Origin of the sequence: Bifidobacterium sp., assembly GCF_050874245.1 — a bacterium.
In the GTDB taxonomy this organism is placed as follows: Bacteria; Actinomycetota; Actinomycetes; order Actinomycetales; family Bifidobacteriaceae; genus Bifidobacterium.
This window is the reverse complement of record NZ_JBNMKH010000019.1, coordinates 13,691-31,921: the sequence shown is the minus strand read 5'-3', so window position 1 is coordinate 31,921 and position 18,231 is coordinate 13,691. Positions and strand designations below refer to the sequence as shown.

Genomic DNA, 18,231 nt, shown 5'->3' with positions numbered 1-18,231 from the left:
TGGGGCAGATGAGCAACGGCTATGGCACGATCGTGCGACAGGCGCTCGCATGGACGGGCAAGTGACGGGAGAGCGCGGGGCCGGAAAGCGGAATCAGGCGGAACGGTCAGTCCAAACAGGGCAAGCAGGGAAAATACGGAGAAGGAGAGCGGAACGCATGGCGATTGATCTGAAGAACAATGTGTATTGCGATGGCGAAGGCACGCCGGTCGTGCTGGTGCACGGATTCCCGGTGGACCACCGCATGTGGGACAAGTGCGCCGCGGAACTGCGGAAAGCAGCCGCGAAACAAGGCGTGAAACAATTCGCGATATGGGCGCCGGACATGCCTGGAGCCGGCGAAGGACCGATTCCATCGGACGAGGACAGCGGCGGCAAGGACGCGGACGGCGCGTTCCCATACGGACTTGACCGCATGGCGGACGCGTACGTGGACCTCCTGCATGAGGCCGGCTACGACAAGGCCATTTGGGTGGGCCTGTCGATGGGCGGCTATCTGATTCTCGACATCCAGCGGCTGCATCCGGAAGCGGTGGCTGCGCTCGCATTGTGCGACACGAAGGCCGATGCGGATTCCGCGCAGATGCGTGTGAAGCGCGTCGCCATCGCCGAGGAATGCGAGACGACCGGCACGCATGAGCCGGTGATGGGATTCGCGGTGCCGTCGGACGCCGATTCCGCGGTGAAGCGTTCGGAAGCGTATTGCAGGCAGTTCGAGACGTGGATCAACGAGCAGCCCGCGGCGGGCATCGCATGGCGCGAGCGCATGGCGGCCGGACGCCCCGACCTCAACGACGTGCTGCCGGAGATCGACGTGCCGGTCGCCGTGGTCTGCGGCGACAAGGATCCATCCAGCCCTCCGGCCGTGATGGGACCGGTCGCCGACGCGATGGCGAAGGCCGACGTGTCGATGACGGTGATCGACGATTGCGGACATTTCAGCGCATACGAGCATCCCGACCAGGTGGCCGCGGCGCTGTTGGAACTGGTGCGCCGGGTCGGATGACGTCGTGGCGGACGTACATCGTGTGCACGTCGCGTGGACATCGCATATACATCGCACGTATATAAGTCGTATATAAAACGTATATAAAAAATATGTACATTGCATATATGACGGATATACTCCATATATAAATCGCAGTGAAATTCATCGTAACGAAAGAAGCGAACCGACCATGAGCATGTTCTCACCATTGGCGTTGACGCAGGCGCTGCCGTTCCTGCCGCTCGCCCAAGGCGACATCGATTACGAAGTGGCGCGACGCGGCGAACCCGACCTGTTCGCCAAAGTGCTGGCGGAACCGGCCACGAAAGTCATCCTCGTCAAGGACGGCAAAGTCGCGGTGCCGCACGGCCAGGGAGCGATCGCCGACTATGCCAATGTGAACATGCGCCTCGCGCAGCTTCCGGGCGCCTACGTTTCCGCGGAACTCGAATCGCACCCGTCGGCGCTCGCCATGTTCCTCGGCACCTATGGCGGACGATTGGGAGGGCATGTGGTTGCCGTGGACGTGACGCGCGTTCGGCCGGCATCCGAATCCGCGGCGGCGGACGAAACGACGCGTGGCGGCGGTGCGGACGATGCGTTCGCCGAAGTGAAGCCGGGCCGATCGCAGGAGAAGACCACGAAATCGTTGCTGGAAAACGCGGCGACGCGATTCGATTGGGTGGATTTGCGTGGATTCGCACCGCACGCCAGCGCGCGCGAAGCCGGACAGGCCACATCCGCGATCTCCCTGAGCGTATGGCATGCGAGACAACGCCACTGCCCGACCTGCGGCGCCCCCATCAAGCCTGCGCTCGGCGGATGGGCGCAGCGCTGCACAAGCGAAGCGGACGGCAATCGTCTGCTCTTCCCAAGAGTCGAACCGGCCGTCATCACGGCAATCGTCGACCATGACGACCGCCTGCTGTTGCAGCACAACAGCGCCTGGGGGAATAGCGGCCTGTATTCGGTGTCGGCTGGATTCGTGGAGGCCGGCGAGAACCTGGAGCATGCATGTCGGCGTGAAGCCAAGGAGGAGGTCGGCATCGAGGTCGGCGAGCTCAAGTATCTCGGATCGCAGCCGTGGCCGTTCCCTGCATCGCTCATGATGGCGTTCAAGGGCGTGGCGGTCAATACGGACGTGCGCGTGGACGGTGAGGAGACGCTCATGGCACGGTGGGTGACGCGCGACGAGTATATGAATGAGCTGGTTTCGGGCCGCATGGAGGCTCCGGGCAAGGCCACGATTGCGCGTTACATGATCGAGGAGTGGCTCGGCCACGATCTGCCGTAGTGCGCCGTGCGGTTGCCGTAAGGTTCGTGCGATTGCCGTACAATGGCGGCATGAGCGAAGATAACGACACCAAGCTGAATCTCGACGTGCCCGAGCACCTCGAATACTCCGACGAACACGTGTGGGTGGACGCATCCGTCGAACCCGCCATGGTGGGCGTCACCGAATATGCCGTCGGACAGTTCGGCGAACTGGTGTATATCGACCTTCCCGAGGTCGGCACCCAGGTCGAGGCAGGCGACGAAGTGGCGGAATTCGAGTCGTCCAAAGCCGTCACAGCACTGGTCTCCCCGGTCGCGGGCACGATTCGTTACGTCAACAACGAGGCCGCCGACGATCCGAGCATCGTCACCGGAGATCCGTACGGCGAGGGCTGGATCTTCAAAATCGAACTCGAGGATGACGAACCGGATCTGCTCACCGCCGACGAGTACGCCAAAATCGTGGCCCAGTAGAGTCCAATAGTCTCGGCTGGCGCACTCTGAATTGGCGCACTCTGAAAACGGTAATCGCGGATTGACGGTCCGTCCGCCGGCATTTCCGAAATTCCGCTTTCCGAAATTTCGCTGTGGCGTAATCGTTTGTTCGAACGTGACTCCTATAGTGTGCGTATGAATGAAATTCAGCCGTTGCCGCAGTTTCCGCCGCAGCGCGATCGGCACATCGATTCGCAGCGGACGGATGGATGGAATGATGCGTCGTCCGACGATATGCCCACCGTGCCGATTCCCGCACGCAAGGTAGCCACCACCTTCGATACGGCCTCCAAACATGAGCGGATCGAAGCGAAGCCGCTGCTGACCAGGCTGTTCCGTCACGCCGTCACCGGCACGTTTGGCATCTGGCTGAAATTCTCCACCGCGCTGGTGCACGCCTTGGACTGGTATCCGCGCGTGGAGCCGTACGTCGGCTACGGTACTGAGCATTACTCCCGCCTGATCTGCCGTACCGTGTACGGGCCGTTCAAAAGGCAGGCGGGGCGGCTGTCGCGCGGTATCCGCGGCATGCTGATGGTGCCGTCGCCGCATACCAAGGTGCGTCTCGCGATCGACGACGTGCCTATCGAAACCGTGCAGGTTGGCGCGTCCGAAGTGTATGACGCGGTTGACAGCCATCCCGACACCTCCAGCGAATTCGTGGCGTCCGACGATGCCGGATACCTCGACCTCGTCGCCGAGCATTCGCTCGAACCGGGCATCCACAACGTGTCGTACAAAGTGCGTAGCCGCAAGCCGGTGAACGCCAATCTGTTCACCATTCCAAGCGGCACCAAGGTGGGCGTGATCTCGGACGTGGACGACACCATCATGGTCACGCAGGCGCCGAGCTTGGTGAAGGCCGCGTATAATCTGCTGCTGCTCAACCCCCGCAAGAAGGTGCCGGTGCCCAGCATGAACCTGCTGTTCACCCGCATCGCGGACATGTTCCCGGACGCCCCGTTCTTCTACCTGTCCACTTCGCCGTGGAATGTGGAAAGCTCGATTCGGCATCTCATCACGAACCATGGTTTTCCGGAAGGGCCTTTGCTGCTGCGCGACCTCGACCCGCGTCCGAAGACGTTCATCCCGTCGGGCGTGCAGCACAAGCTTGAATTCGCCGAACAGCTGATGGCGGATTTTCCGGACATGAAGTTCATTCTGATCGGCGACGACGGGCAGAAGGATCCGACCACGTACGCCACGATCGCACGACGGTATCCGGGACGCGTGCTGGCAATCGCCATCCGTCAGCTGTCGCCGCGGGAAGTCGGGGGAACGCTCGGTTCCGTCGCCGGCCGTGCGTCCACGCAGCCGACGCCGGTCACCGACGTGCCGGTGTTCATGGGAACGACCGGATCGAACATCATGAAAACGATGCTGCCGTACCTGCGTTCCGTACGTTTCGACGATTAATGACTGGTCGTCGACGATTGACGGCGATTCGCAAAGATTGGCGGCCGTCCGCCGATAGATGACGATTCGCCTGCCGGAAACGACGAAAACGTACGATGCGGGCCGGTATAGCAGGCCGGTATAATCGCGTGCATGAGTGAATTTCGGGGCATGAACGACCCGTCCGCATCGGAGCAGGATGGGTTCGGCGCGATTCCGCGCGCGAAACGGGTGCCGAAGGAGCGCACCTTCCACGGCGACACCTTCATCGACCAATACGAATGGCTGCGTGACAAGGAATCGCAGGACGTACAAGACTACGTGGCGGCGCAGAACCGCTACTGCGAGCAGCGTATGGCACCGCTCAAATCACTGCGGAAGACGCTGTTCGAGGAATTCAAATCGCATGTGCAGGAAACCGACATGTCCGTGCCGACGCGCATGGACGGCTACTGGTACTTCACCCGCACCATGCAGGGACGGCAATACGCCACGCAATGCCGCGTGCCGATCCACGACGAGGACGATTGGGATCCGCCGACGGTGGAGGCCGGCGTGCCGCTCGACGGCGAACAGGTGGTGTTCGACACGAACGCCGAGGCGCAGGGCCACGATTTCTTCCGCATCGGCGGCATGGACATCTCCAAGGACGGCCGCTGGATGCTGTACGGCACCGACACAAGCGGCGACGAACGTTACGACTTCCGCATCCGCGACCTGGAAACCGGCAAGGAACTGCCGGAACGGTTCGACGGCATCGGCGGCGCCTGCTTCACACCGGACGCGCAGTGGGTGTTCTACGTGCTGCTGGACGACGCATGGCGTCCGTACGCGGTGATGCGCCACCGCGTCGGCACCCCCGTGGCCGATGACGTGGAAGTCTATCGCGAAGCGGACGAACGCTTCTGGGTGGGTATCGGACTGTCCTTCGATGAACGCAACATCGTGATCGGCACCGGATCGAAAACCACCACCGAAGTGCTGCTGCTGCCCACCGACACCCCGGAAGGGGAGTTCCAGGCCTTCATCCCGCGCGAAACCGACGTGGAATACGACGTGAGCTTCTCCTGCTTCGAAGGCGCGGACGAAAACGGCGAGGACATTCCACTCGCCGTGGTCTACCACAACGCGCTGAATCCGAATTTCGAAATCGACGTGATCGACATGCGGACACACGAACCGCCATACCGACTGGGCGAAGGCGTGTGCGTGGCCGTCGGATCCCCGTACGGATGCGAGCACGGCGACGACGTGGAGCCGGGCGCATCCTCCATGCCGATCGGCACGCCATACTCGAATCCCCGCAATCCCGCCATTCTGCAGGGCGCGCACGGCTTAGGCATCGAAGGCATATCGATCCACCGGCATTTCGTGGCGCTGCAATACCGTGCGGAAAGCCTGCCGCACGTCGCAGTGATGACCAAAACCGCCGCCGCGGAGGACTTCCTGGCCGGACGTCCATGGCGATTCACCGAACTCGTGCCGCATGCGCTGGAAGGCGATTGGGACGTCGACGAATCCGTGGACGAGATCAACGAGGAACGTGCCGAAGTCTGGGGCAAACTCGACGCGCTCGCCGCCGCCCAAGGCGAAGGGTCGGCCGTCCACGGAATCTCCCGCAAGGCGATGACCTCGTCCGACGGCGCCACCGCCGACAGAATGCCGGGGGAGACACGGCGTCTGTATTCGATCGGCGTGGGAGGCAACCCTTCGTACGATGCGCCGCGCATGCGATATTCGTTCGCCAGCTATACGCGGCCGGGCGAATTGCATGATTACAATCCGGCCACCGGCGAGGACCGGCTGCTGAAACGCGCCACGGTGCTCGGTGGCTTCGATCCGCGTGATTACATGGAGCGGCGCGTCTGGGCCACCGCACGTGACGGCGAACGCATTCCCGTCTCGCTGGTATGGCGGCGCGATGTGCCGACCTGCGATTCCGCCATGTTCATCACCGGCTACGGCGCGTACGAGATCAGCTCCGATCCGGGATTCGCGGTGTCGCGCATCAGCATGCTCGACCGCGGCGTGCTCTACGCCGTGCCGCACATCCGCGGCGGCGGCGAGATGGGCCGCGCCTGGTACGAGCAGGGGCATCTGCTCAACAAGAAGCATTCGTTCGAGGACTTCATCGATGCCACGCGCGCATTGCAGCGGGCCGGACTGGCCTCGCCGCGGCGCACGGTGGCGAACGGCGGCTCCGCGGGCGGTCTGCTCATGGGCGCGATTGCCAACATGGCTCCGGAATGCTATGCGGGCGTGGAGGCGGACGTGCCGTTCGTGGACGCGTTGACCTCGATTCTCGATCCGTCGTTGCCGCTGACCGTCACCGAATGGGACGAATGGGGAGATCCGTTGCACAATGCGGACGTGTACGCGTATATGAAGTCGTACACGCCGTACGAGAACGCTCCGAACAGCAAGAGTGACAAGAGGGTGGCCGTTTTTCCGAAGATCTTCATCACCACGTCGATGAACGACACTCGCGTGCTATACGTGGAGCCGATGAAATGGCTGGCCCGACTGCAGCATGCCGGCGTGGACGCCGTAGCGAAGATCGAGGTGGAGGCCGGGCATGGTGGCACGTCCGGACGATACAAGCAGTGGGAGGAGGTCTCGTATGAGAACGCCTGGTGCCTGTCAATGATGGGCATCAGCAGCTGAACGGTCCGGGGGATTCTCTTCGGGGGATTCTTCGAGGGATTTCCCGGGGGTGAAGAATCGTGAATGGTGAAAGCCCGTTGTTGCAATCGTTTGCAGCAACGGGCTTTCGTTTCAGAAAATTTTCATGAAACATTGCAAACACCCTTCGGCGTTTCGCGAATCCCCTTTTGGGGGCACCCTAACGTCAAACGTTTTATACTGCGCTTTCCAGTGTCTCAATGGTGTGAAGCACTGTTTCATAAGTCAATATTGACGTCGTGACACCGTGCTTGCATGACAGTGGCGGCAGCCGGGATAGGGTAGTGACTGCCGCCAACCTGAGATTGTGCTTAATCATGAAGTGAGGGATTATGCATAAGCGCAAGGAGTCAACGACGAGACGCTGCGTGAAAACGTTTGCCGCCATGCTGGTGACATTTGCTACCATGCTGGCGTGCGTATTGATTGGGCCCGTACATGCGCAAGCCGCGGAATACAACATCGGCGAGCTCGGCTGGGTGGACAAGGATTCCTCCAAGCTGACCATCGTGTCCGGCGGCCAAGAAAAACCGTTCATCTCCGGCACCACCGTCGACTATGGCGATGAAATCAACATGCAGCTGCATTGGAGCGTGCCGAACAACATCACCGTCAAATCGGGCGATACCTTCGTCTACGATCTGCCCGAGAATCTGACCTTCCAATCTGGGCAACAGTACGACATCATCAACGAATCGGGCGATGTGGTCGGGCATTATGTGATCAACGGCAATCGCATGGTGGCCACGTACACCCGCGGCGAGGACGCGGGATCGAACGTCACCGCGTACGTGACGGTCAAAGGCACCATCAACTCCGACAAAACCGGCGGCAACAACGGCGGAGACAAGACGTTCTCATATCCAGGCTACGGCGACGTGACGCTGAAAGTGAATCCGAAGCATGAAGTGAACGCTTCCAAATCCGCGGCCATCTCCACCTCGGACCCCTCGAAGTGGGAATTCGTCATCAAGGTCAATTCCGTTGGCACCAACCAGAACGTGCAATTGAACGACACCATGGGCGAGCTGATGAAGTACAATCTGAACAGCATCCGTATCTGTACCGACGCGGATTGCAAGCAGCCGTATAGCGGGACGTGGAGTGCCACGTCGGCGGCGGATAACGCCGGATTCAACGCCACAATTGGGTCCATGGAGGATGGCGAAACGCTGTATGTGCGCTACACCGTGACCGCTGACCGCGCCACTCTCGTGGCGGCCTGCAAGCAGGCGGGCGATTGCTCGCAAGTGCCCGGACTGAAGAACTCCGTGGAATACCACAGCGATGACAACACGGACCACAAAAAGACCGAAAACGCCATCTGGGTCACCTACAAGGACTGGTCGGTGACCAAAGGCGGCACCCAAACGACGATAGCAAAGTCCGATCCGCAACCAGGCGACCCGAACAACAAGAAGGACGTTCCAGGTATCCAATGGACCATCAACATCACCAACGGCACCGACACCGACATTTCCGGAGCCGGCATCAAGGACGCGTTGGGCAACGGGCTGGAAGAGCCATCTGGCGATGTGATTCTGACCTGCAGAAAAGCCAATGATTGGAAGACACAGTGCCCCACAAACGCTCCGGGCGCATTCAAAAGCGATTCGTACAACGACCAGTGGTCCATCAAACTTTCCTGGAAGGATCTGGTGAACGGCGCATATAAGTTGCCGTCCGGCTTCGACTCCTTCGCCATCACCTACACCACCGAAGTGACGAACGCGCCCAATGCCGACAGTGGCGAACATAGGACCTACACCAACGATGTGACGGTCACGCCGAAAGATCACCCCAGCAAAGGCGCCACCGGCACGGCGGACGTCGGCAAGGACGTAGTGAAGCTTGTCAAGAAGTGCACCTCCCCGGGATCCGAGAGCAAGAACCTCACATGGGTGACCTCGCTGACCGCATTGACCGCGATGAACAACGTGGATCTCAAAGATACCCTCGATCAGAAGGGGGACGGCTCATCCGCTGGATTCCAGCAGAGTCTGGTGCAAAACAGCATCGTCGCGTATGCGGACGAGGCGATGACGCAGCGCATTGATGCCAGTGCCTATTCGATTATGTCCACGGACCATGGCTTCACTATCACATTCAAGCATCTCGATGCCAACCAGACCGTGTACGTGGCCTACCAGTCCACCGTCAAGGATGGTGTGACCGCCGAAACGGTGTACAACACCGCCGAATCGAAACATAAGACGGCAACGGCAAGCCATACTCACCAAGGTGACAATCTGAAGAAGATGGCCGTGAACCAATGGTATGACGAATACGGATACGGCCAGACCGCCAACGCAGCCGGAGTGCTGCGTTGGCTGCTGACCGTGCACGATCTGCCGGAAAAAGCCCAATCGGTGACAATCAGCGATACATTGCCTGAGAACACCATGTTCGTACCCGGTTCCGTCAAAGCGGTGAGCCCCAATGCCAAAACCACCACATTGAGTGGTGTATCGGCCAAGGACAACGGCGACGGCACAGTGACGTTCACCATATCGCCGGGCACGGCCGCATTCAAGCAGGCCACCACTTCAAAAGGCCTGCAAATTGTCTATGACACGCGCGTCGACGCGTTGAAAGCGCAGGAAGGCTACCACGAATACACCAACAAAGCGCATATCAGCGTAGACGGCAATGATCAGACAGACCAGTCCTACAAGCTCGGCATGGACACGCCGAAGCTGGTGAGCAAGCGGGGAACGTACAACAAATCCACGGCGCCGAACGTCAACTATACGGTGAAGATTAATCCGGGCGCACAGACGCTGAACAACGGCAAAGCTCTGACCTTGACCGATACGTTGAGCAGCGCACTCGATCTGCGTATGGACAGCATCCTCATCGCCGACTCCGCCTCGGGAAAGCAGATCAATGGCGCGACATGGTCATATGAGCCGAACTCCAAGAAACTGGTCTTCTCCATTCCGGACAAGCGGGCTGTCACCATCACATACAAGGCGACCGTGCAGCTCAAAGCCGGAGAGAAGATTCAAGGAGAAACCGTCCACAACGAGATTCTGCTTGAAGGCGTGGATGCAAGCAAGGGCAGTGCTGGCTCCACTATCACCGGAACGGTGAAAACGGCCCAAGGCGGCATGACGTTCGACAGCAACACCCTGCAAATCTACAAGTACATTGATGGCGATACCGGTCGGCCGGGCGCCAATGCAATGTTCGAAGTGCAGGAAGTGGACGTGGACCTGACCAAGTGCAGCACGGCAGCTGAAACCGCAGGCAGGAAGACCTGCTCCGGCACTGTGGGCAACACCGTGATGAACAACCTCACCACTGGCACGACCGGCTATTCCAGCCAGGTGCAGCTGAATGCGGACCACATCTACAAAGTCACGGAACTTACGGCCCCGGGAGAAAAAGCCGACACCACCGACAGCGCGTACGAGAAAGCCAAGCCGCTGTATGTGGTCTTCCCCGGCAATGATGCGTGGATTGCGGACTCGAAAACATACAATGGCAAATACGACAATCTGGTCATCTCCGATAATAAAGGCGACTCGGGCTCTTTGACCGTGGCCGTGGCCAACAACGCCACGTTGGGCAACTACCTGTGGTATGTCAACAACAACCACAAGAAGAAGACCAAGGTCAGCATCACCAAATTGGATGCGGCCGATATCAACGTTCCGGTGGCGGGCGCCTCGTTGAAGCTATCCAAATGGGGGTCGTCCGAAGCACCGGAAGCCTGGTCGAATTGGACTGCATCAATGCAGGGTGTCAGCAAAGATTCCACTGGTACCGCACTGATTTGGACTACCGGAAGCACCGGGAAACAGACATTCGAACTGCTGCCTGGACGCTACTGGCTGGAGGAAACCGCAGCTCCTGACGGATACCAAACCATGAGCCCGATCACTATCACCGTGGGCGCCGACGGCGTCGTGACGGTCAACGGCCATAACGTGACCGACAAGAATGGCACTGGCCAGATACAGGCCTTGGACGCGCCGAAGACCACGAATCTCACCGTGAACAAGGTGTGGAACGACAACGATGACCAGGACGGCAAACGCCGCACTGTGACCTTCGACCTGTACCGCAAGCTTGCGGAAGAAGCCGATTATACGAAGGTGGACGGCCAGAGCCGAGACGTCAACGTCAACGCCGGTGATTCCGCCGCATATTGGTTCGACCTGCCGGTTATGGTGGACGGCAAGCAGGCCGAATACAAAGCCGTGGAAGCCACCACGATCGATGGATACACAGCGCAATGCACCGATCCGGCTTCCATGGCCGACGGCAGCGGCATGGTCATGACCTGCACCAACACGCATACGCCGGAAACCACCAGTCTCGGCGTGAACAAGGTGTGGAACGACGCCGATAACCAGGATGGAAGCCGACCGGACTCCATCACCGTGTATCTGGTGAAAAACGGTGTGAAAACCAACCGGTCAGCCACGTTGAACGCAGCCAATAATTGGAGCAATGACAACGCATTCACCAATCTGCCCGTCTACGAAAACGGCATGAAGATCACCTATGGCGTGCAGGAGGATGTGCCGTCCGGTTACACCGTCACCACAGACGGCGTCGACAAGGACCACGACAACATCACCCTGACCAACACCCACCATCCCAACAACGAGAAGGTGTGGTTCTCCAAGCAGAGTCTTGGGGGGCAAGAACTCGTCGGCGCGACGATGAGGCTCACCGGAACGTTGGACGATACGACGGAAACCTTCACCGCCCAAACATGGATTTCCGACGGCAGCCAGCAGAGCTTCACACTGGAACCGGGCATCTACACGTTGACGGAAACCAAGGCTCCTGCGGGGTATGCGAAGGCCGATGACATCGTCTTCCGCGTGGATACCGGCACCGATGGCAAGTTGCAGGTCCGGATACGGCAGTCCGACGGCAGCTACGTCGTAGCGGACGACAGCCTGATCACTATGGTCGACGCGTACCAACCGCATCGCGTCACCATCGCCAAGAACAGCCTGACGGACGGCATCACCAACATTGCGGGCGCAAGCATGAGCGTCACAGGACGCACGCTTGACGGCAAATCCATCAATTCAATCACATGGACCACCAAACAGGGGCAGTCGCAGCAGCTCGATTTGCAGCCGGGCACCTACACGTTGTCCGAGACTGATCCGCCGGCAGGCTACACGAAGGCCGATGACATCACGTTCAGCGTCGACATCAACGGCAAAATTACTGTGGATGGCAAGACCCAGACGGACGGGACGCTCACCATGGTGGATAAGCCCGACACCAACGGCATCTTCTTCTCCAAAACCGCGGTAGGCGGCGGAGCTGAACTCGCCGGAGCCGAATTCAACCTGACCGGCAGCACATTCGAAGGCAAAGCCATCGACCCGATCGCGTGGATCAGCGGCGGAACGCCGAAGCGGTTCATGCTCGAGGATGGCGTCTACACGCTTGCCGAAACCAAGGCCCCGACCGGATACGAGGCGGTCAAACCGCTCAAATTCACCGTAAGAGAAGGTCAGGTATACATCGACGGCGTGCTGCAAAGCGACCGCACCATACGCGTGGAGGACCGCATCGCCACCACCATGGTGCGTGTGCGCAAAGTCTGGTCCGACTCGAACTATTCAAGACGCCCGGAAACAGTCACTTTTCATCTGCTGCGCAATGCCAAGGAGCTGACCGACAAACAGTACACGGTCGAGGTAGGCAATTCCAGCTCGTGGACGTATACGTGGACCGATTTACCTCGATACGATGAGAACGGAGAGCGCTACAACTACACCGTGGACGAGGAGACCACACAAGCGCTTAAGGATGGCTCCTACCGAGTGTCGATTACCAAGCGACCGTATCAGGACGGCGCCGAATACACGGTGCTGAACGTGCGCGAGCCGGACGCTATCAGCGCCAAGGTGACCAAAACCTGGAAAGACAACTCCGACAACGACGGAAAACGGCCGCGGAAGCTCACCTTCCACGTGTGGGGCACCAGTGAGCAGCCGAAGGATCCGACGGACCTTACCCAAGGCTTCGAAGACAAAACCGAACAGATGATTGTGCAGGATGTGAACGTGTCCGGCGACCAACAGTCCTGGGTCTTCGAAGGGCTGCCCAAACTGAACATTTACGGTAAGCCGTACACGTACACCGTCACCGAGGAGAACGTGGACGGTTACACGACAAGCGGATGCGCCGCAGATGGGACCGGCGCCGCTGGAACCGAAGGCAAAGGATGCGTGCTCAAGCCGACGGATTCCTCCACCGACAAGGAGAAGGACTTCCAAGTGACGAACACGCACACGCCGGAAACGACCACGCTGAGCGTCACCAAGCAATGGGATGACAATGCTAACAGCGATAACGGCAGACCGGCAAGCCTGACCGTCTGGGTGCTGTCCAGCATCTGGAAGAACAAGGCCAACGAGCCGTTGCCGGGATGGCCGGTACCGCAGAACAACAGCATGTGCTCGGCCCCGACTAATGCGAACGCCAAGAATCCGGTGGGGGTCAGCTGCGCGGTGCTCACTGCCGCAAATGCCGTAACCAGCAGTGCGAAATCCTCCGAAACGGGCGAATCATCCGGTTCAGGCGCGACGAATACCTCTTCCGACGAATGGGTCTATACGTTCGAGAACCTGCCCAAGTATTACAAGGGCAAGGAGATCCATTATTCCGTGACCGAGGAGGCCGTGGACGGCTACAAACCGATATCGCTCACCGGCGGCAAAGACGTGGCGAAACCGCAAAGCAGCGCAACGGCGGATGCAACCACGACTGACGAATCATGGCAGTATCAGCTGACCAACAAGTACACAGCGGTCAAACTACCTTCCACCGGCGGCAAAGGCGATGGAACCTGCATGCGGGCCGGACTGATTGCGTTGCTCGTCGGCGTGCTGTGCCTGGTCATAGCGCTGCGTCGTAAGGAAAGGAACTGACGATGAACCAGCATGTGCACCATACTGCACGCCGCATCACGGCCGCTGCGATCGGACTGGCGCTTTCCTGCGCGGGGCTTGGCTCGCAAGCCGTCGCGTACGCCACACAACCGGCGGCGACCGACGTGACAGTGATCGCATTCCAGCAGAATTGGAAGACCGTGGCCGAGGAATGCACGAACACATACGGGCCGGAAGGCGTGAAATACGTGCAGATTTCCCCGCCACAGGAATCCGTGCAGGGCACACAATGGTGGACCGTCTACCAGCCGGTCAGCTACAAGCTCAACTCGCGCTTCGGTACCGAGGATGAGCTGAAAAACATGATCAAACAGTGCAACGCGGCCGGTGTGGACGTGATAGCCGACGTGGTGCTCAACCACACCACCGGTCATGACGTGTCCTGGGTGGATGACCAATATGGCGTGGACGGCACCGCATACAACGGATCCTACGGGCGCTATCCAAGCATGGACCCGTATGCGGAAGGCGGCACGCAAGGCCTCTACCAGTACCAGGAAAGCGGCAACAACCACCAGTACGGTCTGCCAAGCGGGGACTTCCACACCTGCAAGTCCAACGTCTCCGACAATATCTCCGACTACACCAACGCCGACGAGGTATGGAACTGCAGACTGTCCACCATGTGGGACATCAATACGGGCAACGGACGCGTGCAGAACATACAGGCCGATTATCTGAACCGGTTGTGGCAGGATGGCGTGCGTGGCTTCCGCATCGACTCCGCCAAGCATATGGATCCGGACGACATCGCAGCCATCAAACGCAAATTCATGGACAAGGCCGACATCAATGGCCAGTCGTTCCCGTGGTCGCAGGAAGTGATCTACCATCAGGGTGAATCAAGCAAATTCGCTCCCGAACGGTACGAGAAGAATGGCGAAGTGACCCAATTCTCCTACGCGTATTCGCTGCTCAAGGACTTCAACGGCTCCATCACCGACTTGAAATACATCACCTCCGATTTGCTGAAACGCTCCGACGACGCCACAGTGTTCGTGGCGAACTGGGACAGCGCCCGCGGCTCTGAAACGCTGAGCCCCACATCCGGCGCCCGCTATGAGCTTGCGAACGCGTTCATGCTCGGTTACGACTACGGACATCCGAAGATTCTATCCGACTACTACTTCGACAAATCCACGCAATACGACGATGGAGTGAAGGACACGTCCGACACCAAAGTGCCGTACGTGGACATGAACGAGGCATGCGCCACATCGAAGGATCCGACGCAGATGACCTACGGTGACTGGAACTGCCAGCAGCGTTGGACGTCGATCCGAGGCATGATTCGCTTCCACAACGCCGTCAACGGCACGAAAGTGACGAATTGGCAGGAACGTGGCGACAACAACATCGCATTCGACAGGGCCGCCGACGGTTCCTCGACGGCGAAAGGTTTCATGGCCATCAACAACACCTTGCAGGATCATGACGTGGATTACACGACGAAACTGCCCGATGGAAAGTATTGCGATGTGTATGCGTCACGCGACTGTTCGAAGACGGTGACAGTGTCCGACGGACATATCAAAACCACCATCGGCAAGCGCAGCGCAATCGCACTGTATCAAGGCGCCGCGGCGGAAAGCGATTCCGGCAAGGGACAGTATGAGCCGCAATACAGTGATTCGCCGAACAGCACGCTGATCGGCGACAAGACGCTGACCGTGTATTACAAGCCGAAGCGGGATGATGTCGCCGTGCCGGAACTGCACTATCAGAAGGCCGACGGCACGGAACAGCGCATATCGATGAAGGCCGTGGATGCCGCGGATTCCACCGATGCGCATGGCTGGTACAGCGCCAATCTGCCGGAAGGTGCGAATCTCGCGGCGGCGAAGTTCTACTTCGCCGAAGGTGCGGACACGGACCGTCCGGACGGTAACGGGTGGTATCAGTCGCAGGTCGGCGACACCATGGTCAACGTATGCGACGGCACCGTGAACCGTGGCGTGCCATACGCGCGCACATACGCCAGTCAGCATGCCGGTCAGACCAAGGTGACCGTCAACTTCAAGCCGACCGATTCCGTCGGCGAACACGCCACCGGTGTGCAGGTGTGGACGGATGATCAGACGAAGTCCACGTATCTTCCGTTCGGCGCGACTGGCAACGGTTTCGGCAAGATCGCGCAAGGCTATGTGGATGGTGCTCAAAGCCAGGTGAGATTCCGCATCGTCGATGGCGAAACGGCCACGGCCGCATCCGTGGGAACCGAGGACAGTTACTCGGCGAGCACGTGGAAACTCGACAAATTCGCCAACGCGTACGTTGACGGCGCCATTGAGGCATGGGTGGACGGCAACCAGCCGCAAACCGCTTCCGACAGGTCTCCAGAGAAGGCGTCACCGGCCGCCACGCCGCAGCCGAACGACATCAAGAACCCGAAAACGCTGACCATCAAACTGCACTATTACCGTGCCGATGGCAGATACCAGGACTACGATATGGAGTCCGACACCTGGAAGGGCTGGGATCTGTGGAGCTGGTACAAGGAAAGTACCAGCGGCGTGGCCACACCGTTCAACGGGCACGACGACTTCGGCGAAGTGGCGGAATACAAGCTGTCACAGACCGGCAAGGGCGTACGCGATCCTTGGTTCATCATCCGTAACGGCGGTTCGTCATGGACGGGCAAGGACTGCGACGACAACGACCGTCAGATTCCCGAATCCGTGATCAACGTGCCGGCCGGAAATCCGGATGAGGGTACCGCGGAATTCTGGATTCTGAGTGGCGATCCGACCATATACGCGCATCCGGTGGCTGCAACCGGCGTGACCTTTAACACGCAAGGCGGTTCGTCGGTGGGCGCGCAGACCGTGAAAGTGGGCGGTACGGCGAGCGAACCGGCCGCGCCGACGAAAGACGGCTACAAGTTCGTGCGCTGGACCACCGACGCGGCCGGCACCAAGCCGTACATGTTCGGCACTCCGGTCAACGCTCCAGTGACGCTGTACGCGCAGTGGGCCGAAGCTCACAAAGTCACGTTCGACACGACCGGCGGCAGCGCGGTCGAAACGCAGCTCGTTGGCGATGGCGAAGCAGCCTCGATACCGGCTGCGCCGACCCGCGAAGGATACACGTTCACAGGGTGGAGCGCGAGCAAGTCCGATGGCACTGCTTACGATTTCAGCACGCCGGTGACCAAGGACGTGACGCTGTACGCGCAGTGGACGCCGAACACATACACCGTGACCTTCAATACGAACGGCGGAACATCCGTTGCCTCGGCAAGCGTGCAGTATGAACAGACGGTGGCGAAACCAAGCGATCCGACTCTTGACGGTAAGGAGTTTGTCGGTTGGACCACCGACGAGGCCGGCACCAAGCCATACGGGTTCGGCACGCCGGTGACCGGCGACCTGACCCTGTACGCCAAGTGGTCGGATGTCGGCGAAACCTACCGTACCGTGACGCTGAACCTTAGCGACGGTGCGGGTTATCCGCCGACTGCGTTGCAAAGCATGACGCTGTTCGTCAAAAACGGTGAACGGCTTACGATTCCGGACCCCGCACCTACCCGCGACGGCTATCGTCTGGCCGGCTGGACCACCGACACGGCACGCCAGAACGACTATGCGCCCGACTCCGCGGTGACCGGCGATCTGACCCTGTACGCCAAGTGGGTGAAGACCTGGACCGTGACCTTCGATTCCCAAGGCGGAACGGACGTTCCGTCGCAGACCGTGGATAATGGAGGCCAGGCCGTGGCGCCGGATCCCGCGCCCACCCGCGACGAGTACAAGCTCACCGGATGGAGCGTCGAACCGACCGGCGGCACCGCATACGATTTCAGCACGCAGGTGACTGCGGATGTGACCCTGTATGCCCAGTGGGCACGCACCGCACACCAGTGGACCATCACATTCGACCTCAACGGCGGTGCCGCGCCAGATGGAAAAGATGCCGGTAAACTGTATGCGGCCCAGAAGGTCTACGACGGCGATCCGTTGATTTCCCCGACAAAGGATCAGATGAACGTTCCGGTGCTTGACGGCTATGAATTCCAAGGCTGGAGCACCGTCCGCAACGATGCGTTCACCACCAGCGTCCTCTCGTTCGACGAGGACGGCAGATCGCTGATGCCGATTGACCGTGACGGCACTGTGTACGCGCTGTGGACGAAGGCGGGAACTGTGGCCAAGCCGCCGTCTGTAACGGCTGGTTCCGGCACGGGGTCTGCAACGACGACCGGTGTGTACGCTGATACCGACGCCGGGCTCAACGGACTGGCCATGTTCGAAGCTGTGGTCCGGCAGCCGGGCAAGTTCCCGAATACCGACTTCGGATCGATCACCAAGGAATCCACTCCTTGGATTGATTGAGCCTGACATGATTCATGCGCATGTGGGCGTCGCGGACGTTTGATTCGCGGCGCCCACATGCGCATTGATGACGTTGCGAGAATGGGGCCGAAGTGTGTGGGCAAAATGGGCTGTCCATTTGTTGAGCTGTTTT

The 18,231-nt window shown here is 59.7% G+C and carries 7 protein-coding genes; all 7 read left to right on the top strand.

Translation table 11 applies throughout. The features are described from left to right. The first annotated feature begins 157 nt into the window (after positions 1-157). On the top strand, positions 158-1,006 hold the full coding sequence (locus ACR0P8_RS03580; RefSeq protein ID WP_432623744.1) for an alpha/beta fold hydrolase: 849 nt from the start codon (positions 158-160) through the stop codon (positions 1,004-1,006). Between the two features lie 172 nt (positions 1,007-1,178). Further along, positions 1,179-2,282, top strand: coding sequence for an NAD(+) diphosphatase (gene nudC / locus ACR0P8_RS03575; RefSeq protein ID WP_432623742.1), 1,104 nt, complete (start codon positions 1,179-1,181; stop codon positions 2,280-2,282). A gap of 50 nt (positions 2,283-2,332) precedes the next feature. Then, entirely contained in the window at positions 2,333-2,737 is a 405-nt protein-coding gene (gene gcvH / locus ACR0P8_RS03570; protein WP_432623740.1) for a glycine cleavage system protein GcvH, read from the top strand. A 255-nt stretch (positions 2,738-2,992) separates the two neighbouring features. After that, complete coding sequence (locus ACR0P8_RS03565; RefSeq protein WP_432623748.1) at positions 2,993-4,174, top strand: App1 family protein; 1,182 nt, start codon at positions 2,993-2,995, stop codon at positions 4,172-4,174. A 150-nt stretch (positions 4,175-4,324) separates the two neighbouring features. Then, complete coding sequence (locus tag ACR0P8_RS03560; RefSeq protein ID WP_432623746.1) at positions 4,325-6,817, top strand: S9 family peptidase; 2,493 nt, start codon at positions 4,325-4,327, stop codon at positions 6,815-6,817. 386 nt (positions 6,818-7,203) lie between these two features. Further along, positions 7,204-13,746: a Cna B-type domain-containing protein gene (locus ACR0P8_RS03555; protein ID WP_432623738.1), complete on the top strand. Its 6,543-nt coding sequence runs from the start codon at positions 7,204-7,206 to the stop codon at positions 13,744-13,746. A gap of 2 nt (positions 13,747-13,748) precedes the next feature. Then, entirely contained in the window at positions 13,749-18,098 is a 4,350-nt protein-coding gene (locus ACR0P8_RS03550; protein ID WP_432623736.1) for an InlB B-repeat-containing protein, read from the top strand. Positions 18,099-18,231: the final 133 nt, after the last annotated feature.

Coding starts and splice junctions, on each gene's coding strand:
- ACR0P8_RS03550 (WP_432623736.1), top strand. CDS start 13,749: ATGAACCAGCATGTGCACCATACTGCACGCCGCATCACGGCCGCTGCG.
- ACR0P8_RS03565 (WP_432623748.1), top strand. CDS start 2,993: ATGCCCACCGTGCCGATTCCCGCACGCAAGGTAGCCACCACCTTCGAT.
- gcvH (WP_432623740.1), top strand. CDS start 2,333: ATGAGCGAAGATAACGACACCAAGCTGAATCTCGACGTGCCCGAGCAC.
- ACR0P8_RS03580 (WP_432623744.1), top strand. CDS start 158: ATGGCGATTGATCTGAAGAACAATGTGTATTGCGATGGCGAAGGCACG.
- ACR0P8_RS03560 (WP_432623746.1), top strand. CDS start 4,325: ATGAACGACCCGTCCGCATCGGAGCAGGATGGGTTCGGCGCGATTCCG.
- nudC (WP_432623742.1), top strand. CDS start 1,179: ATGAGCATGTTCTCACCATTGGCGTTGACGCAGGCGCTGCCGTTCCTG.